The organism is uncultured Oscillibacter sp. (genome assembly GCF_900544955.1).
Taxonomy (GTDB): domain Bacteria; phylum Bacillota; class Clostridia; order Oscillospirales; family Oscillospiraceae; genus Oscillibacter.
In genome coordinates this window covers 1-20,996 of record NZ_UQXD01000033.1, presented here as the reverse complement: position 1 = coordinate 20,996, position 20,996 = coordinate 1, and the positions used below count along the sequence as shown (strand labels likewise).

Annotated in this window: 18 protein-coding genes and 1 pseudogene; 2 read left to right on the top strand and 17 right to left on the bottom strand. The window is 65.3% G+C overall.

The window, feature by feature from the left end:
• Positions 1-117: 117 nt before the first annotated feature.
• The gene (locus QZS21_RS08535) at positions 118-864 is read left to right on the top strand and encodes an esterase family protein (RefSeq protein ID WP_295582360.1); all 747 of its coding nucleotides are present in this window, start codon (positions 118-120) and stop codon (positions 862-864) included.
• Between the two features lie 87 nt (positions 865-951).
• Positions 952-2,349, top strand: a complete 1,398-nt coding sequence (locus tag QZS21_RS08530; protein WP_295582358.1) for a sodium:alanine symporter family protein — start codon at positions 952-954, stop codon at positions 2,347-2,349.
• A 97-nt stretch (positions 2,350-2,446) separates the two neighbouring features.
• Here QZS21_RS08530 and QZS21_RS08525 read toward each other — a convergent pair whose 3' ends face one another.
• The 17 genes and pseudogenes from QZS21_RS08525 to QZS21_RS08445 form a co-directional block, all read right to left on the bottom strand.
• Positions 2,447-3,589, bottom strand: a complete 1,143-nt coding sequence (locus tag QZS21_RS08525) for an amidohydrolase family protein (protein WP_295582356.1) — start codon at positions 3,587-3,589, stop codon at positions 2,447-2,449.
• A gap of 85 nt (positions 3,590-3,674) precedes the next feature.
• Positions 3,675-4,973 (bottom strand): TRAP transporter large permease, encoded by a 1,299-nt coding sequence (locus tag QZS21_RS08520; protein ID WP_295582353.1) that lies wholly within the window; start codon positions 4,971-4,973, stop codon positions 3,675-3,677.
• A complete protein-coding gene (locus QZS21_RS08515) occupies positions 4,970-5,470 on the bottom strand; it encodes a TRAP transporter small permease (protein ID WP_295582351.1) in 501 nt (166 codons plus the stop codon). Before QZS21_RS08515 ends, QZS21_RS08520 begins: the two co-directional genes overlap by 4 nt.
• 48 nt (positions 5,471-5,518) lie before the next feature.
• Positions 5,519-6,586: a TRAP transporter substrate-binding protein gene (locus QZS21_RS08510; protein WP_295582349.1), complete on the bottom strand. Its 1,068-nt coding sequence runs from the start codon at positions 6,584-6,586 to the stop codon at positions 5,519-5,521.
• A gap of 201 nt (positions 6,587-6,787) precedes the next feature.
• Positions 6,788-7,492 carry a FadR/GntR family transcriptional regulator gene (locus tag QZS21_RS08505; RefSeq protein ID WP_295582347.1) on the bottom strand — a complete coding sequence of 235 codons (705 nt, stop codon included), beginning with the start codon at positions 7,490-7,492 and terminating at the stop codon, positions 6,788-6,790.
• A 320-nt stretch (positions 7,493-7,812) separates the two neighbouring features.
• A pseudogene (locus QZS21_RS08500) lies at positions 7,813-8,382 on the bottom strand (helix-turn-helix transcriptional regulator); the annotation flags it as partial.
• Between the two features lie 142 nt (positions 8,383-8,524).
• Positions 8,525-9,583, bottom strand: coding sequence for a type IV pilus twitching motility protein PilT (locus QZS21_RS08495; protein WP_295582345.1), 1,059 nt, complete (start codon positions 9,581-9,583; stop codon positions 8,525-8,527).
• Positions 9,580-9,990, bottom strand: coding sequence for a hypothetical protein (locus tag QZS21_RS08490; RefSeq protein WP_295582343.1), 411 nt, complete (start codon positions 9,988-9,990; stop codon positions 9,580-9,582). Before QZS21_RS08490 ends, QZS21_RS08495 begins: the two co-directional genes overlap by 4 nt.
• On the bottom strand, positions 9,983-10,306 hold the full coding sequence (locus tag QZS21_RS08485) for a type II secretion system protein (RefSeq protein ID WP_295582341.1): 324 nt from the start codon (positions 10,304-10,306) through the stop codon (positions 9,983-9,985). The genes QZS21_RS08490 and QZS21_RS08485 overlap by 8 nt, the downstream gene beginning before the upstream one ends.
• Positions 10,303-10,794 carry a DUF4860 domain-containing protein gene (locus tag QZS21_RS08480; RefSeq protein ID WP_295582340.1) on the bottom strand — a complete coding sequence of 164 codons (492 nt, stop codon included), beginning with the start codon at positions 10,792-10,794 and terminating at the stop codon, positions 10,303-10,305. Before QZS21_RS08480 ends, QZS21_RS08485 begins: the two co-directional genes overlap by 4 nt.
• A gap of 19 nt (positions 10,795-10,813) precedes the next feature.
• Positions 10,814-11,134 carry a hypothetical protein gene (locus QZS21_RS08475; RefSeq protein WP_295582338.1) on the bottom strand — a complete coding sequence of 107 codons (321 nt, stop codon included), beginning with the start codon at positions 11,132-11,134 and terminating at the stop codon, positions 10,814-10,816.
• A gap of 3 nt (positions 11,135-11,137) precedes the next feature.
• Positions 11,138-12,181 carry a type II secretion system F family protein gene (locus QZS21_RS08470; RefSeq protein ID WP_295582336.1) on the bottom strand — a complete coding sequence of 348 codons (1,044 nt, stop codon included), beginning with the start codon at positions 12,179-12,181 and terminating at the stop codon, positions 11,138-11,140.
• 42 nt (positions 12,182-12,223) lie between these two features.
• A complete protein-coding gene (locus QZS21_RS08465) occupies positions 12,224-13,132 on the bottom strand; it encodes a transglutaminase family protein (protein ID WP_295582334.1) in 909 nt (302 codons plus the stop codon).
• 32 nt (positions 13,133-13,164) lie between these two features.
• Positions 13,165-14,370 (bottom strand): BTAD domain-containing putative transcriptional regulator, encoded by a 1,206-nt coding sequence (locus QZS21_RS08460; protein ID WP_295582332.1) that lies wholly within the window; start codon positions 14,368-14,370, stop codon positions 13,165-13,167.
• A 168-nt stretch (positions 14,371-14,538) separates the two neighbouring features.
• A complete protein-coding gene (locus tag QZS21_RS08455; protein WP_295582330.1) occupies positions 14,539-15,453 on the bottom strand; it encodes a hypothetical protein in 915 nt (304 codons plus the stop codon).
• Between the two features lie 208 nt (positions 15,454-15,661).
• Entirely contained in the window at positions 15,662-20,029 is a 4,368-nt protein-coding gene (locus QZS21_RS08450; protein WP_295582328.1) for a collagen binding domain-containing protein, read from the bottom strand.
• A gap of 128 nt (positions 20,030-20,157) precedes the next feature.
• Positions 20,158-20,996: class B sortase (locus QZS21_RS08445; RefSeq protein WP_295582326.1), on the bottom strand; the 839-nt coding region annotated here is incomplete at its 5' end.

The following is a 20,996-nucleotide window of genomic DNA, read 5'->3' as shown; positions in this document are numbered from 1 at the left end:
TAGACAGCTCCTCGGTAAAATGCAAGAAAAAAACCGGAATCTCCCACTTCCTGTCCCTTTCCCTTGCCCCGTGGCCCCTTTTATGGTAGGATGGGAGGGCGAATGGAGGCGGTTATCATGCACACGGAATATCACAGGGAGTTCAGCCCCCGTCTGGGGCGGGACATGGAATTCAAGGTATACGGCCACGGCGGGAAGCCCGCGCTGGCGTTCCCCTGCCAAAACGGCCGTTTTTTTGACTGGGAGGGCTTCGGCATGCTGGAGACCCTGGGGGACTATCTGGAGAGCGGGCGGCTCCAGCTCTTCACGGTGGACTCCATCGACGCCGAAACCGTCTCCCAGACGGAGGGCAATCCCCATGACCGGGTTCGCCGCCACGAGGCCTGGTTTCAATACGTGACGGAGGAGCTGGTGCGCCGGATCCGGGAGATCAACGGCACCGGTGCGTCCCTTCTCTCCACCGGCTTTTCCATGGGGGCCTACCACGCGGCCAACTGTTTCTTCCGCCGGCCGGACCTCTTTGACAGCGTCATCGCCCTGTCCGGCGTCTACGACACCCACGACATGTACGGCGGCTATATGGACGAGGTGGTGTACGCCAACGACCCCTGCGCCAGCCTCTCCGGCATGCCGCCGGACCACCCCTACATCCAGCTGTTCAACCAGCGGCGCATCATGATCTGCGTGGGCCAGGGCGCCTGGGAGGAGCCCCTCCTGGCGGGCACCCGGCGGCTGGACGCGGTGCTGCGGCAAAAAGGCATCCGCGCCTGGGTGGACTACTGGGGCCTGGACGTGAATCACGACTGGCCCTGGTGGAAAAAGCAGATCCGCTACTTCCTGCCCCAGGTGGTGGGCGGAGACTGACGCAGACTTCCTGCCCGGCGGCGCGCCGGGCACTCTCTCTGCGCCCGGCGCCGGGCGACAACTGGCTGCTTTGCTTTTGGAGGCTGTATGATCGCGCTGATTGAGACCGTATACCAATTTCTCTGGGGAGACCTGATTACCCTGCCCCTGCCGGGGGGCAGCACCCTGGGCCTGTCCCTGATGGTGCTGCTGCTGATTCCCGCGGGCATCTACTGCACCGTCCGCACCCGCTTTCTGCCGATCCGGATGTTCCCGGAGATGCTCCGGGTCACGCTGGAAAAGCGCACCGGCGGCGAGCGGGGCGCCCTGTCCTCCCTCCAGGCCCTGGTGGTGTCCACCGCCACCCGGGTGGGCATGGGCAACCTGGTGGGCGTGGTGGCGGCCATCTCCGCCGGCGGCGCCGGGGCCGTGTTCTGGATGTGGGTCACCGCCCTCATCGGCGCCTCCACCGCCTTCATCGAGGCCACGCTGGCCCAGCTCTATCAGGAAAAGGACCCGCTGTACGGCGGCTACCGGGGCGGCCCCGCCTACTTCATCCACCACTTCTTCGCCAGGAAGCGGGGCCGCGACCCCAAGCGCCGGTCCCTGACGGCGGTGCTGTTCGCCGTGTCCGGCCTCATCTGCTGGTGCGGCATCAGCCAGGTCATCGGCAACTCCGTCTCCTCCGCCTTTGAAAACGCCTTCCACATCCCGCCCCTGTGGACCACCCTGTTGCTGGTGGCCACGGCGGCGGTGATCGTGCTGCGGAAAAACGCCACGGTGAAGGTGCTGGACGTGCTGGTGCCCATCATGGCGGGGTGCTACTTCTTCCTCACGCTGTTTTTGATCCTCAAGAACCTCCCCCTGCTGCCCGCCGTCTTCGCCCGCATCTTTGAGGAGGCCTTTGGCCTGCGGCAGGTGGTGGCCGGCGGCTTCGGCGCGGTGGTGATGAACGGCGTGAAGCGGGGCCTCTTCTCCAACGAGGCCGGGTCCGGCTCCGCCCCCTGCGCGGCCGCCGCCGCGGAGACCGATCATCCCGCCAAGGTGGGGCTGATGCAGGCCCTGGGGGTGTTCATCGACACCATCATCATCTGCACCTGCACCGCCATGATCATGCTGCTGGCCCCCGCCGGGGCGGTGGAGGGCCTGGCGGGCATGGATCTGCTGCAGGCGGCCATGAACTACCACCTGGGCCGGTTCGGCGTGGTGTTCATCGCCGTGACGCTGTGGCTGTTCAGCTTCTCCACCTTCATCGGCATCCTCTTCTACGCCCGGCCCAACGTGGCCTACCTCTGCGGGGACAACTGGCCCTCCCAGACGGCCTACAAGGTCCTGGCCCTGGTGATGCTGTTCATCGGCGGCATGGCGGCCTACACCTTCGTGTGGGACCTGGGCGACGTGGGCATCGGCCTGATGACCATCTTCAACCTGGCGGTGCTGTACCCCATGTCGGGAGAGGCCCTGGCCTCTCTGCGGGACTACGAACAGCGGCGGCGCGCGTCCTGACCGCCCCGCCGTCCTCCGGCGAACATACCGCAGCCCCCGGCCATCCGAAGATGGCCGGGGGCTGCATTCTTTCGTCCTATGGGGCGGGCGGCGCCCCTCAGCAGAACGTCATCTGGCGGTAGACAATCGTCCCCGCCTTCACCGTCATCTGCGGCACCAGCAATTTGTTGCCCGGGAGGGTGTCGTCCCGGTAGTCCGCGAAGACCAGGGGCTTCTCCTCCAGCTGGAACACCGCCACATCCGCGTCGTACCCCTCTTTCAGCGCTCCCTTGCGCTCCCACCCGGCAAAGCGGGCCACGTCCAGCGTGGTGCGCCGGAGCACCGCCTCCAGGGACATGCCCAGGGCGAGGTACTTGGACAGGATGTACGGCAGCGCAAAGCACCGGGGCTTGTAGAAGGAGTGGAACACGTGGCTGCCGTCCGTGGTGATGAAATCCGGTTCAAAGCCCTCTGCCAGGGCCTGCTTTGCCACCTGGTGGCAGTAGTTGTTGGTGCCGTTGCTGGCGTCGAACAGGACGCCCCGTCGCTTGGCCTCCCACACGGCGGGCTTGACCCGCCCATCCGCGCCCAGGATGGAATCCCCCTTCGCCTGGAAGCAGTGGCAGAAGATGTCCCCCGGGCGCAGCTTTGCGGCGATCTCCTCCATATCCACCGGCGGATTCGTCACATGGACCACCAGCGGCAGTTCCATCCGCTCCGCCAGCTCCAGGCAGCGGTCTAGGGCGTGCACCGGCATCTGGGGATTCAGGTCCAGGCTGTAGCGCAGCTTCAGGGCGACGATCTCCCCCGGATACCGCCGGGCGGTCTCCAGCAGCCGCTCCTCCTCGTAGTCCTCCACCCGGGTGTTCTCAAAGACGCGGGCGTGGAGCATCCCCAGGGAGGAGACGTTCAAATAGGCCTTCACGCTGGCAATGCTGTTTTGCACGTCAATCTGGTGGAAGGCGTCGTAGGTGGAGACCCCCGCCGTGCCGCCGTCCACGGCGGAGGTGATGCCGTTGGGCAGCAGCGCCAGGTCCGCCGGGATGCCCTCGTCCGAGCCCTTGGTGAACAGATGCAGATGCCCGTCCATCAGTCCCGGGACCACCATGCAGCCCGCGGCGTCCACCTCCACCCGCCCGCTCTCCGCGGACAGGTCTCCCACTCTTGCAATCCGGTCTCCCACAACCGCCACATCCTCCCGGACAAAGCGGCGGTTCTCCGCGTCGAACACCTGCCCGTTGCGGAACAACAGATCAAACATCGCGTTTCCTCCTTTATTGCAAAAACCGGCACCGCCAAAAAGCGACGCCGGTTTTTGGCTCGTATGGCAAGGGCGGCCTGCGCCCTCACCGCATGACATGGACCAGGAACATAGAGATGGGCTCCACATAGGTGACCAGGAGAATGCCCACCATACCCATCAGGCAGTAGGGCAGAACCCCCCGGTACAGGCCCTCCAGCGTAATCCGCTTGTCCAGGCCGGTGGCCACGAACATGCATCCGCCGAAGGGGGGCGTCACAATTCCCATGGAGAGGTTGATGCCCGTAATCACGCCGAAGTGTACCAGGTCGATGCCGAAGGCGGCGGCGGCCGGATACAGCAGCGGGCACACCAGCAGAATGGCCGTGGTGGCATCCACAAACATGCCGCACAGCAGATAGATGATGTTGGCCCCCAGCAGGAAGACGATCGGGCTGCCGATGGCCTGGGTCATGGCGTTGGTGACCATCTGCGGCAGGCCCAAAACCGTCATACAGTATCCAAACAGCGTGGCGCAGCAGCAGAGGAACATCACCGACGCGCTGGAGCGGGCCGCGGACAAAATCGCCCGGAACGCGGTCTTGAAATCCAGCTCCTTGTAGATGAAAATGCCCACGATCAGGGAGTACAGGCAGGCCACAATGGCCGCCTCCGTGGCGGTGAAGATGCCGCCGTAAATCCCGCCCAGGATGATGACGGGGGACAGCAGCGCCCAGATGGCCTCCTTGAAGACCTCCCAGAAGCTCTTACCGTCCGCCCGGCTGGCCTGATCGTTTTTCCCGTAGCCGTTCCGGTGGGCCATGACCAGGCCGGTGACGGTGTAGATCGCCATCATCAAAAGGCCCGGGACGATGGTTGCAATGAACAGGCTGGACACGGAGGTGCCGCTCAGGCAGCCGAAGAGAATCAGCGGAAGCGACGGCGGGATCATGGTCCCCAGCGTCCCGCCCACCGCCTGTACGGACGCGGCAAACGGCACCGGGTACTCGTCGTCCTTCGTCATCTCCGGATACATGACATTGCCGATGGCGGCGGTGGTGGCCAGAGCGGACCCGGAAATCGCGCCGAAGAAGGCACAGGTCACAAAGGAGATCACCACCATGCTGCCGGGCAGCCAGCCCAGCGCCTTGCGGAACAGGGCCACCAGCCGCTTGGTGAGGCCGCCCTGGAGCATCAAATCCCCGGCGATCATGAAGTAGATCACGGCCAGAATGGGGAAGGAATCCGCGCCCGCAAAAATTTTGGTCGCAATCAGGGAGAAGGACAGCGGCTTGCTCAGAAGAATCGCCAGCACCGACGACATGCCCAAGCTGAACGTGATGGGGATGCCGATGGCCATAAACAGAATCAAAGACGCCACCAGGACAATTGCGGCAAGACTCATGGCTCCTCCCTCCCTGTCAGCTGTTTGAGAAACGCGGGGAACTTGGCAACGCTGAAGAGGATGCCGATCAGCCCCGTCAGGGGAATGCAGGCATAGACCAGGCCCATCGAAATCTGGGTGGCCGCCGCCCGCTTGACCATGTACGCCGCGCACACCTGCCAGCCCTGTACCAGCATGATCCCATAGAAGATCACGGGAAACACAAAGCGCAGCACCGCCAGGAATTTGCCGGCCAGGGGGAGCTTCGCCTCAATCTTGTCCGAGATCAGGGTGATGACGGAGAAGGTCCCGTGGTAAAAGCAGACCGTGCCGCCGATGGTCACCAGCCACACATGGAGGTAGCGGATGCACTCCTCCGACCAAGAGAGGGAGGCTGAAAACACATAGCGGAACAAAATCTGCAAAATGCCGATGACCATCATCGCAACCGCCGCCACCACGATCATCACGTCAATCGTGGACTCAAAGGCGGCGCAGAGTTTCTTAAAAAATTTCATGGCATACGTCCTTTATTTCCGGCGCCCGCTGCGGGGCGGCGCCTCTCGTCAGCCGTTCGCCGGGTCCGCCGCGCGGATCTGGGACACCAGATCGCTGTACTCCGGATGGTTTGCATACATCTGGTCGGCAATCTCCATAAAGGGCGCCTTGTCCACCTTGGTCACCGTCACGCCGTACTCCTGCTCCATCACCTCCAGCGCCTTGTTGTTCTGCCGCTGGGCGTCGGGGCGCTGCATCTCGATGCTGCGGGCCGCCGCTCTCCGGATGGCCGCCTGGTCCTCTTCGGGCAGGCTGTTGAAGTAGTCCGCGTTCATGGCGTACACGATGGGGGTGTAGATGTGCTCGCTGACGGTCACATAGGGGTTGACCTCATAGATGCGGTTGGAGAGGATGCCCATGCTCAGGTTCTCGTGGCCATCGATGGTGCCCTGCTGCAAGGAGGTGAACACCTCGGTCATGGCCATGGGCGTGGCATTGGCCCCCAGCAGGTTGAAAAACTCAATGTGCATGGGCACGTCCATGGTGCGCAGCTTCATGCCCTTCATATCCGCGGGCCCGTTGATCTGGAAGCTGGAGGTGATGTTGCGGAAGCCGCTCTCGCCGTAGCCCAGGCCCACCATGCCGTACTGCTCCAGGCTCTTCAGCGCATTCTGGCCGATCTCGCCGTCCATCACCGCATAGGCGTGCTCATTGCTGGAAAACAGATAGGGCAGGTCGAAAATGTTGAAATCCTCGGAGATGTTGGCGAACAGGCCGCTGCTGTTCAGGACAAATTCATATGTACCGTTCAGGCAGCCCTCCACCATCTCGGAGTCGGAGCCCAGCTGGCCGCCCACATAGATGTCCAGGCCGTACTTGTTGTTCGTCTCCTCCCGCAGGCACTGGTCGAAGAACACCTGCGCCTGGTAGAAGGGATGCTCCCCGTCCAACAGGTTGGAGGAGATGCAGGACAGCCAGGTGTTCTCCGCCTCCCCCCACTGCTCCGCGCCGTCCCCGCCGGTCTCCGTCTCCCCCGTTCCGCTTCCCTGCTGCGGGGTGGTGGCCGATCCGCCGCAGGCGGTCATGGCCAGCAGCATGGAAAGGGCAAGCGCAAATGCCAAAAATTTTCTCATCATACGTTCCTCCTCAACTTCATTCCACACGGTCAATGGTTTCGTCTTCCCTAAGACTCTCGTCGTCTCATTGTCTTACGTCAGACAATACAGACATTATATAAGACCCACTTTTCTTTGTCAAGAAATACTTGTAAAATATGTCGAACTTTTCACACGCTCTTGACATCGAAACTGTGGGTTTTCCCAGTCGGGGGAAGGGGGTCAGTTCTTGGATTCCACGCTTGCCATCTCCTCCCAATAGTTCCGGTTGGCCTCCAGATGGGCCAAAACCGCCTGGCTGGCTCCAACGGGGTCGTGGGCGCAGATGCTCTCGCAAATCTGCCGGTGGGAGATGTTGGTCTTTCGCCGCAGGGTGCTCTCGCTGATGTCGCTGAAAACCTGAACGGAGTAGATGATGATCGGGGTCAGATTGCAGATCACGCGGTTGTGGGTGCACCGGGCGATGCACTCGTGAAAGGCCTTGTCCACCTCCTGGTGGGCGTCTCCCAGCAAACTCAGGTCAACGACCTTCTCGCAGTAGCCGCGAAGCTGCTCCATGTCCCGCTCCGTCGCCCGCTGCGCCGCCAGATAAGCCGTCCACGGCTCAATGTGAGCCCGGACCTCGATCAGCTCCTGGGCCAGCTTCATCTTGTCCTGCATGTACGCAAATCCCAACGGGTCCTCGTTCATCCCCGGGTTTTTGCTGACAAAGGTCCCCTTCCCCCGCCGGATCTCCAAAACATTGCGGGCCACCAGAATTTTCAGTGCCTCCCGCACCGTGCTTCTGCCGACGTTCAAAATCTCCATCAGCTCGAACTCTGTGGGCAATTTGTCGTTTTCCGTCAGCCGCTGGTCAATAATCAGCTGATTGATCCGCTCTGCGATCTGCTCCGCCAGAGACAAGTGGTATCCCTTGATGTTGCTCAATGCCGATAAATCCAATTGACCTCATCCTTTCCTGAACTGTGGGCATCTCCTCTCGGTCCCGGCGCCGCGACGCCGTCCAAAGCCGTCGCGGTTTCACCAAATTTTAGAAGTATCCCATGTGATTAGCTATTATAATCGACCGGTCTGCAAAAGTAAAGAGGCGGCAGGAATTTCCCCGTCTTGGGCCGCAGTCTTGCCCCTCCCCGGCCTCACCGGCGTACTCCTCCCGTCGGCCATTTTCGCCGAAACCGGAGATGCGTCCCGTGAGAGACGACGCAAAAGCGCCCCCCTTGCCGAATGGCAAGGGGGGCGCTACCCCGTTATCTGGTCAGCTTGCGGTTCATATAGCGGGGGTTCACAATCAGAAGATACCCCAGGCAGATCAGGACCGTCAGCAGCAGGCCCACCGGTCCCATGCCGAAGCGGTAGGTGAGAAGCGCGGCGGCCAGTTGCACCGTGCAGTAGGCCAGCTCGATCAGGCTGTTTTTCCTCCGCTGCCGGAGGTCCTCCTCAAACCGCAGGTTGCTTGCCATCCACACCGAGGTCAAAAACAGCAGCGCGATTTTGAACAGCGGCACCGCCCGGTCCGGCACCCGCACCCCATCCGCCCAGGTATAGGCGGCCTGGGTGCAGGCATGGAGCGCCCCCGCCTGAAACGAGATGGCCAGCATCGTCAGATTGGCGCGCAGAATCGGATTGGGCCGCCGCCTGCCCCGCTCCGCCTCTCCCCCCGGCGGCGTCCCGCTCACCAGGGTGTCCAGCGGCAGCTGAAACAGGTCCGACAGCGCCATCAGATTCTCACAGGTGGGGACCGATTGCCCCGCCTCCCACTTGGTCACCGCCTGCCTGCTGACGCCCACCAGCTCGGCCAGCTTTTCCTGGGAAAGCCCCCGCCGCTTCCGCTACTCCTGAATGCGGTCTCCCAATGTCATCTCCCATCACCTCCCGCACAGGATACCACGGCGCACGGCGGGAAGCCACCAACTGGGCGGCAACTGCCGGTTGCCGTGGGGCATCCAGGCGGTTGCGGCGCTACATGGCCATGCGCTTGCGGAGCCAGTCGGGGTTGACGCAGTACCGCAGCGCGTCCTCCGGCGAGACCTGTCCACTCTGCACCAGCTTGAGGATGCTCTGGTCCATGGTGACCATCCCCTCCGCGCCGGACTGGGCGATCATGCCGTCCAGCTGGTGGGACTTGGACTCCCGGATCATGTTGCGGATGGCGCTGTTGATGACCATCACCTCAAACGCCGGAAGCCGCTCTCCCGAGCGGCTGGGAAGCAGCTGCTGGGAGACGACACCCTCCAGCACCATGGACAGCTGCACCCGGATATAGCTCTGCTGCACGGGCGGGAAGGAGTCCACGATGCGGTCGATGGAGTTGGCGGCGCCCACGGTGTGCAGGGTGGAGATCACCAGATGGCCGGTCTCCGCCGCGGTAATGGCGGCCTGGGTGGTCTCCGGATCCCGGATTTCGCCCAGCAGGATGATGTCTGGGATCTCCCGCAGGGCGGCCCGCAGGGCCATCTGATAGGACCGGGTGTCCACCGCCAGCTCCCGCTGGATGACCACACTCTTCTTGTGGCGGTGGAGGTATTCAATGGGGTCCTCGATGGTGATGATGTTGGCGTTCCGGCTGGAGTTGACCGCATCCACGATGCAGGCCAGCGTAGTGGTCTTGCCGCTGCCCGCCGGGCCGGTGAAGAGGACCAGTCCCCGGGGGCAGTCGGCAAAGCGCATCACATTGTCGGGAATATGCAGGGCCGCCCGGTCCGGCAGGCGGAAGGAGATGACCCGGATCACCAGGGCGAGGCTGCCCCGCTGGCGCAGGGCGTTCACCCGGAACCGGGACAGGCCGGGCAGGGAGAAGGAGAAGTCGTCGTCCCCGCCCTGTTCCAGGCGGCTGAGCTCCCTGTCCCCGGCCAACTGGTAGAGGGCCTGGGTCAGCTGTCCGCAGTCCTGGGCGGAGAGGGGGTCGCCCTCCCGCCGCAGAACGCCGTCCACCTTATAGGTCACCGGCAGTCCGGCGATCAGCAGGACGTCCGAGGCGCTCCGCGCTACCGCCTGCTGCAAAATTTCCGTGATCGTCATGGGGCACTTCCTCCGCTTCCCTGCCCCGGCAGGGTTCCATCCCACACCGGGAGGTGATCGTCAAACGTCTCCTCGTTCTCCTGGGCCACCGTCTGCCAGGCCAGCACCCGGACCGCGCCGTCCGCGTCCCGGACCAGGTGCAGATAGAGGACCTGCCCCTCCAGCACGGGCAGCTCCGTCTCCAGCTCCGCCTGGGTGCCGGCGCAAAAGGCCTCGTAGGCCTGGGCCGCCGCCCGGTCCGCCTGGTAATAGGCGGTGACGGTGCCGGCATTTTTCTCAGACAGGGCCAGATCGGAGCGGGCCGCCGCCAGCGTCAGGGCGGAAAACAGCGTCAGGCACAGGGCCAGCAGCACCGTCAGGACCGAGAGCACGCCCAGTCCGGAAAAGGGGGCGGGACGTTCAGCCAAGGAAGGTCACCCCCTCCAGCGTATAGAGCAGCCGGCCCTCCCGCCAAATGGAGAGGTCCAGCTCCCTGCCGCGCACCTGAAAGACGCCGGAGTAGCCGTCCGCCCCGGAGAGGACGGGCGTCTCGCCGCTGGCCTTCCAGCTCTCCGCCGCGGACTGGGCCAGATAGACGGCCTGGGTCAGCTCCCGGCTCTCCCGGCTCATCGACCGGGCCTGGAGCAGCAGGCAGACGCACACCGCCGCGCAGATGCCGAACAGCAGGATATCCACCGTCAGCTCCACCAAAAACGGCCCGCGCCGCCGCGCAAATGGTCTCATGATTCCGCCTCCCTCCGTATGCCGCAGCGGGGCGACAGCGCCACCGACCAGCGCTCGCCCTCCGGCGCCGTCCCCGTCAGCTCCAGCACCTGGCCGTCCCCCTGGGGACGGACGTCCATCGCCAGATCCGCCAGAGGCAGCAGCGCCATGCCGTCCGCCGGGGCGAAGGTCAGCCCCTCCTCGGTGTACAGCTCCCGGAGCTGCCCGTCCCAGCAGTACAGGATGGTCACATAGCCCTCCTCCCGCAGGAACAGTGCGTCGGCCTCGCCGAAGCGGCCCACGGAGACGCCCCCCGCCGCGTCGCTGCGCCGCACCTGGTTCACCAGGTAGGACAGCACCGTGCGCTGGGTGTAGTTGCACTGGGCGCCCGCCGTGGTCTCACGGTACAGCCGGCTGGAGAACAGCGCCAGCAGCACGGCGGATACCAGAAACAGCGTGCACAGCAGCAATTCCAGCGGGAAGGACAGCCCCCGCCCGTGATGTCTCATATCGGCGCCCCTCCCTCGCTCAGTTTCCGGACGGTACCGGCAAAACGGTGATCTCCGGCATCAGGTTGGAGCCCACAAAGCGGTAATCCACAAAATAGCGCCGCTCATCCAGCCGCAGGCCGTAGTGCTCCGTCAAATACGCCAGGCTGGCGGGATAGGACCCCTCCAGCGCGTAGCATTGCAGCGCCGCCCGCTGGACGGACTCCCGGGTGAGGGACAGCGCCTCCTCTCCGGCTCGGCGCCCCAGCGCCGCGCTGCCGAAATACAGCGCCGCCAGCAGCGCCGCGGCCAGCAGCAGCCACAGCGCGGTCCGGACGGCGGTGCGCCCGTTTCTCTCCATCTCCTACCCTCCTATGGCGGAAAGCACGCCCAGCAGGGGGAGCATCACTGAGAGCAGCACCAGCCCCACCGCCAGGGAGAGGACGATCAAAACCGCGTACTCGAAGCGGCTCATCATCCTCTCCAGCGCCGCGTCCGCCTCCTCCTGGCACCGGCGGGCCAGCTCGCCCATGGCCTGGTCGGCGGCGCCGGCGCGGGTGCCCACGGACAGCAGCCCCGCCTGGAGGCGGCTGGCCAGTCCGGCCTCCTCCACCGCCTGGGGGAAGGGGGTGCCCGCCTCCATCCGCCGCCGGCAATCCGCCAGCCCCGGGGACAGGGGCGAATCCTCCAGCATCCGGCAGGTGTGCTCCATAGCCTCGTCCAGCGGCAGGCCGCTGGACATCATCAGGGCCATGGCCGAGGCGAAGCGGCTGCGGTCCGCCGCCCGGCCCGCGGCGGTTTTGGACAACAGCCGCAGGGCGCCGCCCCCTCCGGACCGGAAGGCCCAGAAGAGAAACAGGGAGACGGCGGCCAGCAGCGCGAGAAACACAGCGGCCGCGCCGCGGCCCGCGGAGCCAAGGCGCAGCAGCGTATAGGCCACGGAGCCCAGTCCCACCCCCAGTTGCCCCAGCAGCTGCTCAAACACCGGCAGGACCCGGGACACCAATACCAGAAAGACGGCGCCCACCAGCAGGGACATGGCGGCGGGATAGACCACCGTCCGCCGCATGCTCTGCCACAGCTCCTCCTCCCGGCGGTAGTAGCCGGACAGGGCGGAGAACACCTCCTCCAGCCGGCCGGACACCTGCCCGATCTCCACCATCCGCACCAGGTGGGCGGGGAAGGCCCCCGTCTCCGCCAGCGCCCGGTCCAGGGGCGCGCCCTCCGCCAGCAGCGCGTGCAATCGCTCCAGCGCCCCGTGGACGGGCGTGCCCTGGGCCTCCTGGCACAGCAGCCCCACCCCCTCCTCATGGGAGACGCCGGACTGGAGCAGCAGCGAGAGCTGGTAGCAGAAATCGGAGAGCTGGGTACGGGTCAGGACGGGGGCGCCGTCGGTTCGATGCAGCATAGGGAAGCCGCCTCCTTCTCATGGATCAACACCCGGTCCCGGTCAATAGGCGAACGCCTGGGTGTAATTGCTCTTGGTTGTCACGTACTTCATGATGGAATCGCTGTGGCCGCCGCTGGAGACAAAGGTGGGGTCCATCAAGGTCCAGTTCTGCCCGTCAAAGTAGATCACCTTATCCACCCAGCCGGTGCCCTGGATATAGACGTCCACCCAGGCGTGGTAGACCTGCCCCGCATAGCCGATCACCAGCTTGCAGGGGATGTTCTGGGAGCGGAGCATGGCGGCCATCACCGCCGCGTAGTCGAAGCAGATTCCCTTCTTGGCCTCCAGGACCCGGTCCACCTCCGGCAGATAGCCGGTGGTGACCGACTGCGCCAGGGCGTAGTCGTAGGAGATGTTTCCCGTCACATACTGGAAGACGCCCTGCACCTTCTCCAGCTCGGAGGTCTTGTCTCCCACCAGCTCCGCCGCCTTGGCGGCGGTCTTGGAGTCGGCGGTGTAATTCACGTATTGGTTGGGATAGAGGAAGGGCAAAAACTCGCTGCGCAGCTTCACCTCCAGGGTGGTGGTGAACACCTGGGCGTACTTGGTGCCGGTGGTGTTCTCCAGGACCCGGATGGTATAGGTGCCGTCCCCCTCCGTCAGGGGAAAGACCTCCGCCTCTCCCCGGTTGTTCAAATCGTAGAGATATGTAACGCCGTTTTGCTTGATGATCTGTACTTTGATCCGCACATTCCGGCCGCCCAAATAGCTGACCAGCACGTATCCCTCCGCCAGGTTGGAGGCGTCCACCGACGCCTTTTGGTCGGCGTAGACGGTGACGCCGGTCACGCGGGTCTTCAGCGCGGGCAGTGTCTGGGCGGCCTGGGCGCTCAGGCCGCTGACGGTCAGCACGGCCACCGCCAGCAGGCAGGCCAGCAGGGCGGCGAGGGGTCTGGTACGGGCAGTCATAGGGGAACCTCCTGTTTCAAAACGCGGCGGGCTTACAGCGCCCTGATTTTATAGGATAGCTTGAGGTATACCTGGCGGTGCAGGCGGTAGAAGGAGGACACAATGCGCTCCATCACGTTCACGCTGTTGGTGCTGTCCACACCGGGCAGCATGAGGACGAACTGGGCCGCGCTGTACTTGGCGATCACATCCCCCTGCCGCAGGTTGTGGATCAGCACATCCTCCAGCAGGTCCATGGTCTCGTTCAGCACGGGCAGGGGCGGGGTGCCGCCCCCCGGCAGCCCCACGGAGAGCAGGGCGATGCGCACGGAGGTGCGGCTGCGGGCGGAGCGCCGGACTTCCAGCCGGTAGAACTCCCGGAAAAAGCCGTACTCGCACAGGTAGGCCCCGGCGCGGGAGGCCGTCTCCCACAGTTGCTGCTGGATGACCTCCAGGTCCGTCTCCAGGGCCTCCTCCACGTCCATGATCTCCCGGTACAGGCTCAGCATCTCCTGGGAGGGGCGGATCCCCAGCGCCCGGGAGAGCATCTGGGTGGCCTGCTGGTAGTGCTTGAGGGCGGCGGCGTTCTTCCCCTGGTTGAGGAGGGCGCGGATCATCAGAATGTGCAGGTCCTCGTCCAGCGCATCGATCTGGGTGGCGGCGGTGCAGAGCGCCTCCATGTCGCCATAGCGCTCGGAGCGCTCCAAAAGCGCGCCCAGGGCCTTCACCGCCTTGATGTACAGGGCGTGGTAGTGGGCGCTGACCGAGGTCACCCAGAGCTGTCCGGACAGCTTGGGCAGATAGTCCCCCCGGTAGAGCTCCACCGCCTTGGCGTACAGCTCGACGCGGGCGTCACTGGACAGCTCCGGATCGTCGGCCCGGCGGCACAGCTCCTCGAACGTCTCGGCGTCCACCCGGCAGCGGATGGCCGGGTTCCAGGAGTAGGAGCCGCGCTGGGACAAGATCGGGTTGACCTGTGGGGGAAACAGCGGCGCCAGCGCTGCCCGCGCCCGGTACAGCAGGGTTTTCAGGGCGTTGGCCGGGTTGGCGTTCTCCTCGTCCGGCCAGAACAGCTCGATCAGCTCCCCCTGGGACACGGTGCGGTCCCGGTGGGCAATCAGATAGCACAGCACGCTCCACTGCTTCTGGGAGCGGTTGGTCTCGTCGGTAATGGTTTGGCCGTCCACCTCGATGGCAAAGTGCCCCAGCATGGTGACGCGGGCCTGCGCCGCCACCGGGGAAGGGGTATGATCGTTCACGGCGAGCACCTCTCTACACCGGCTGACGACAGCCGGTATGAATGCTATCATTATACCCCATCCGCCCCGGTTTGGGTAGTGTTTTTTTCCCGCCCCGCCCAGACCGGAAAAGACGCGGAAAAGGCCGCCGGCGAAGGTTCGCCGGCGGCCTTGATTTCGATGGCTGGGTTATGCGATCTCGTAGAACAGGCTGACCGTCAGATCGCCGGAGACCTCCACCAGCTCCGCGCCGCCGGTATAGCGCACCCGTGCGTCCTGGCGGATGAAGTCGGCGGTGTCCAGCTCCCCGCCCACGGTGGCCTCCTCGTACTCATACTCCACGTACTCCTCGCCGGCATACACCAGGATCTGCCGGACGGTCACCGCGGCCGTCTCCACCACCAGGGGAAGCTCGGGGAGCACCGGCAGCTCGGGAAGCAGGGGCAGCTCCGGCAGCACCGGCAATTCGGGCAGCACCGGCAGCTCGGGGACCACAGGCGTCTCGGGAATCTCGGGAATCTCCGGCAGGTCCTCGGCCGGGGTCTCCGGGTCGGGCAGCACCTGCTCCGGGGCCTCCGGCACCTCGGGGGCGGGGGCCAAGGGGGTCTCGGCGTCGGGGAGGTCCTCCTCCGGCGTCTCAGGGACATCGGTCCCGGCGTCCGTTCCGTCGGTATCGGGGATCTCCACGCCGGGCGTCTCCGCATCGGGGGTCTCTAGATCGGGGGTCTCCGGAGTCTCGGGATCGGCCGTCTCGCTGTCCGGGGTCTCGGCATCCGGGGTCTCCGTCTCGGGCGCCGCCGGGGTCTCGGGGACAGTCGCCTCGGGGGCCTCGGGCAGCTCCGGCCAGGCGCCCTCGGAGGGCCCGGGAAGGCCGCTCTCCGGCGTCTCCTCCGGCTGGGAGGGCGCGGAATCCGCGTCGCCCGGCTGGCCGGCGCTCTCGGTCTGTTCCGTCCCGGCGCCGGAGGTTCCGGCGTCCGGCGCGGCGGCCGTGCTCTGATCGGGATCGCCTGCGGTCTCCAGGGCGGCGGCGGGCAGCGTCAGCAAAGAGACGCTGAGGGTCAGCGCCATTCCCAGTGCCAGCGCGGTGTGAAGCAGCTTCTTCATAAAAAACCTCCTGGTTCCAAAGCGCCAAGCGCTTTCCGTCTTGATCTTATGGTCCCAGTTTACCAACCGCCGGTTACATTTCGGTCACATGGCGAAATTCTTTTGGCGGCAGGCCGCCGCTTCCGGGACGCCGCCCCGGCGGGCCCGCACAAGCCGAGAGGAGCGCCGCATCAGCGGCGCTCCTCTTCTTCTCTTTGATGGCGCGTTGTCAGTGCCGCCGGGTTTCGCTCCGGCGCGGCTTGCGGTACAGCAGGAAGAGCCCGCCCAGGGCGGCCAGCAGTCCCGCGGCCAGCAGCTCCACCGGCGTGTCGTCTCCGGTGGCGGGGATGCCGGGCTGACCGGCCCGGGGAACCTCCAAGTCCGGGAGGTCCACCAAGGGGATGTTCTGCTCAATGATCTCCTCCGGAGTCAAATCGGGAATATCGCTGAGGGGAACCTTGCCGTTTTCCAGCAGGTCCTCCACCTCTCCCGGCGTCAAATCGCCGGGGAGAATCACGTCGTCATCGTCGTCATCCCTGTCGCCCGGAGTAGAGGGCCGGTCCGGCGGCGGCGTGGGGGTATCCGGGTCCACCGGCGGGGTATCGGGGTCTACGGGCGGGGTATCGGGGTCTACCGGCGGCGTGTTCGGGTCTACCGGCGGGGTGTCCGGGTCTACGGGGTCCACCGGCCCCACCGGGGGCGGCGTCTCCTCCCGCAGGTTGGTGACCGTCCGATTGACGGCGATGGTCTCCGTCCCGTTGTCCTGCAGGACCACCGGAATCAGCTCCCCGGACAGGACGTAGCCGTCGGGGGCGGCGGTCTCTTGCAGGTAGTAGGTGCCCATGGGCAGATTCTCAAAGGCGGTCTGCCCTCTCTCGTCAGTGACCTGGGCCGGACGGACCGTGGTCTCCTGGTCCTCCGCCAGCAGCCGGAAGGCGGCGCCGGGCAGCAGGACGGTGCCGCCGGTGCTGCCGGGGCCCACCTTGGTCACTACAATCCGCCCCAGAATCGGCTGGTTCTTCACCGTCTCCTCCGCGGTATGTCCGGCCTGGATGGTCACGCCGATTCCCGCGCCCGCCTGGGCGCTGATCCGGTAGCCCGCGGGGGCGGTCATCTCCACCAGCAGATACTCCCCGGGGATCAAACGCTGGAAGAGGGCGTCGCCGTTGCTCTGGGTGACGGCGGTGGTCAGGGGCTCCTGGGCGGCAACGCCGTTTGTCACCTGGTACAGGGCAAACACCGCGCCCTTCAGGGCCTGGTTGGTGACGGCGTCCGCCTTGTGGACGGTGAGGGCGCCGAATTTGGTGATGTCCAGCCCCACGTTCACGCCGGCAAGGTCGATGTTGGTGACCTTGCTCCCGCCGCTGTGGCCCGACCAGCCCACTTTGTTATCCACCGTCACCGTGTCGTTGCCGGTGTATCCCTCGGGGATGTTGAGCAGGGTTGCGTACTTGATGGTATAGGTGTCGCTGGCCGCGCCGCCGGAGACGTCGATGTGCAGCTCCAGCTGCAGCGTCTCCGGATCATAGCGGTAGTAGCTGCCCGTTGCCGGAGCGGTGCCCTCCACCGCCTGGGGGACGATCGTGGTGGAGGCGCCGCCCGCCGCCTTGCGGGTGATGACCAGCGAGCCGGTGGAAAACTCCACCAGGTCGGCGGGGGTCAGGGTGCCGGAGGTCAGTCCGGTCACCGTGAGCTGGTCCGCCAGGTCCACGCCGTTTTCCATATCCAGCACCGGCAGGTGGCTGGGATTGACCGTAATGCTCCAGTCGATCATGCCGGTCTGGGGGTTGTAGCTGGCATTCTTGCTGACGGGAGTGGTCTTCAGAGTGATGTCCTCATAGTCCCCCTCCCAGCGGGCTTTCCCGTCCGGGCTCACGCCCCGCTGGTAGCCGTTGTTCCGGAAGGATTTGTCGCCTTTGCTCAGGAGGTCCTGCACCGCCTCGTCCGTAATGTGGGAGACCACCGTCGCCGTGACGCTCTGGTTGAAGATTTTTTCGCCCGTCGCACTGCGGATCACAATGTCCATCTGGGTTCCGCTGTCGTCCACCCGGATGTCCACCGTATACCCCGCCGCCTCCAGCTTCGCGGCGCTGGGATTCAGAGTGACGTCCTCCGCCCCTTTGAAAAACAGCCCTGCGGGGAGGCGGTCCTGAATCAGGAAGTAGTTTTCACTATCGGGGTTGTCGTCCACCCGATAGCTCAGGCCCTGCTGATTGGCCCGCAGCTTCCAGGAGATGGTCTGCGCGGCCATGCTGGGATTCGCGGTGTTTTTGTCGAAATTGCTGTTGCTGTTGCTCAGCGCGGCCTTGGAGGTATATGTTTTGCCGCCCACGGTCAAAACCGCCTCGTTCGTCAGGTTCCGGCCGGAATGGCGGCCGATGGGCTTATTCCCGCCGGGGGCCTTGATCGTCCCGTAGATCACATTGTCGGCCACCCGGACGTGGAATTGAACCCGGTAGACGTGCGCCAGGGGACCGTCCGTCTCGACCGTCAGGGTTTTGCCGCTGTAAGCGGCAGTAAAGGTCACGCCGTCCAGCGTGCCGCTTTTCGTTCCGCCGGACAAATCCAGATAGATGGGACTGCCCGCCAGCGTGGCCTTGCCGGTCTCGGCCACCTGCCCCGGGCTGAGCTCCTGAATTCTCTGGATACTGATATACTTCATGGCGTCGCTGGTGAATTCGGCCTGCAGCGCCGCGTCCGCCGCGATCAGCGTCTGTTTTTCGGCCTCCAGGGTATCGCTCAGCATGGCCGCGCCGTCGGTGGGACCCACGTAGACGTTCCACTGGGCGGTGCGGTTTTTCAGATTATAGCCGGCGCCCTGCTTGTAGACGGAGGTGATGGACGCCCCCGTGCCTGTGGTGGCCTGGCTGGTGAAGGTGGTGTTTTCCACGGTCATGGAGGCGCGGTTGGTGGCGCCGCCCGCCGGGACCTCGCCGCTGGTTTTGACCTCGATCACCATGGGGACGTCGATATCCTCCCGAAGGGTGAAGGAAACCTCCCCTTCGCTGGAAGCATCCGTCTCAAACAGATCGTCCTCCCGCGTATAGCTGCCGATCTTGGTGAGATCGCCACCCTTGTGCCGGTAGAAAACGGCGCTGTCAAACGTCAGCCCCTGGGGCAGAGTGTCCATAATCACGGTGCCCGCATCCAGGCTCATGTGGTTTTTGTTGATAAACAGCCGCCAGACCTGGCAGGTCCCCTCCGCCGTCCACTCCTGCTTTACGTAGGTCTTTTGCAGCAGGTTGACGGTGGTGACCATCGCGGCGTCGGCCTGCCCCCAGGAGATGGTCTCGCCGTCGAATCCGCCCTCCTGGGCAGCCGCCACGCTGACGTGGTTATGGACCCTGATGCCCTCGAGCTGCTTGTTAACCGCGCTGCCCAGGCTCTCCAGTCCCGCGTCCGACAGGTTGGAGGTGAACACCAGCTTCATGGACGCCCCTTCAAACTCCCGGTTCAGCGTCAAAATGAAGCCGCTGCCCGTATCGGTCAGGGTGTAATCCTTCTCCGAAAGAGTGCTCTCCCCGATCTTCACCGACTCCAGCTTCCGCAGCTCGTGGATATCCGGGCCGGCGGCGTCCTTGCGGGACATGTGATCCGTGACGGTCAGCCCCGCCGGGAACACGCCGCTCTTGTTGGGCGGCTGGACGGTCACCGTCCACCGGACCACGGAGTTGTTGCTGTACGACACCATCGCGCCGGACTTTTTCACCTCGGCGGCGGTCTCCGCCCAGATGATGGGCACAATCACCGGATGCCCCGCCACGGTAAACGACAGCTCGCCGTCCTCCCCGCCCGGGGGAACGGCCACCACGCCGTTGAAGGAGAAGTTGCCCGACAAGTGGGAGTAGGTCTCCGGGGCAAAGCTCTCCTCAAAGCGCAGGGTCCCGGTGTTGTTGACGGCATCCAGGGAGAACACGGCGATCTTCTTCCCGCCCTCGTCGTAAATGGCGGCGGAGGCCGTGCGGCTGTACGTCAGCCCGGCGGGCAGGTCGATGGTGTAGGCCTCCCCGGCCCGGAACCCGGCCTCACCCGGCAGCGGAATATCGAAGGAGCCGGTCACGGTGATCTTATCCCCCGCCTGGACGCCGGTCAGCTCCAGGCCGCCGTCCACGTCCATCGGCTCACCGCCGTTCAGCGCCAGGGTGTAGCTGGTCATGAAGTCCGCCAGGTCCGGGCCGGACGGCGCCGCGCCGGCATAGGCCAGCCCGGTCTCCTCCCCCGCCCGGACGGTCACGGTCTCCGGCAGGGCCCCGCCCTCCGGTCCGGTCCATCCCGCCTCCCACTCCAGGGTATAGGTGCCCGCCGGAAGGGAGAGTTCCACAGGGGCCGTCCCATCCGCGGAGACGGCAAGGGTGCCCGTCTCCCGCTCGGAAACCGGCGTCTCCTCCTGCCCCTCCGGGGCCCGGTAGCCGGTAAACGCAAACGCCCCGGAGAAGGCCCTCGCCGCATCGTTGGCGTCGTCAACCACAGATTGGGCAATGGCGGTATCCCAGCCCGCGGCGCCCGCCGAGGGGAGCAGGGCCAGCACCATCACAGCGGCCAGCGCCAGTGCAAAAAACCGGCGCCCCGCACACACGCGGTACAGCTTTTTCATCATGATAACCTCTCATTCCCGCCTTTTTGCCAAAAGGCGCGGCTCCATCCATGCACTTTGCATGGAACAACTCCATCATATGGGTTCAGTATGGCATCCGGCGGTCACAAAACGGTCACATCTGGAAAATATTATCCAGGCAGGCCCTCCGGGCTGTACCGGGCTACCACCACAAAGCGGCCATTCTGGTCGTGGTAGGAGCAGGTGGCCAGGGTCAGGAATTGGTCCCCCGGCGCCAGGTCGCCGGGCACAGGCAGGACGGACGAGGCCCGCAGGCCCTCCGCAAAGGCGTCAAAGCTGGCCGGATCGGGAAATTCCAGCGCGTTGTACCACCGGAAATAGTCCCCCTCCGCGTCCACCTCCGAGGCAAAGGCGGCCACCACCTGGTACCACCGGGTCTCCTCCGGCGTGGTGAAGGAGACCCAGGCGTGCGCCTGGGCGTACGCCGCGTCCCGGTAGCGCAGCAATCCGGCGAACATGGTGCCCGCCTTCATGTTGTGGCCCCACAAAATCAGATTGTCCGAGTCCAGGGTGCAGCGCTCCTCCAAAAACGGCGTGCCGCTGTAGGAGTAGGCGCCGGAGAAGTCCCGGTGGAGATAGTACTGGGGCTGCTGGGGCGTGTACATCACGGGGTAGTCCAGCGCCGTGCCCGGAATGGACACCCAGCCCGCCAGATCGCCGTTTTCCGCCTGAAGGGCCTCCAGCGCCGCGGGGCGGGGGTCCTCCTCCGGGACGGGATCCGTCTCCCTGCCGCCCTGTGCAGGGAGGACGGCGGGGGCATGGACCTGGGCGGACAGGTCCCGGAACTGCGTCGCCGCCTGCCGGGCCTCCCATCCGTAGCCGATCAGCCCGGCGGCGCACACCACCGCCACCGCCGCCAGCACCCCGGTGGCCACACGGCGCGCCCACCGCCCCTTTCCCTTCTGCCGGGGCGGACGGGCGGGGCGGGCCCCGGTCCGGGCGGGATGGG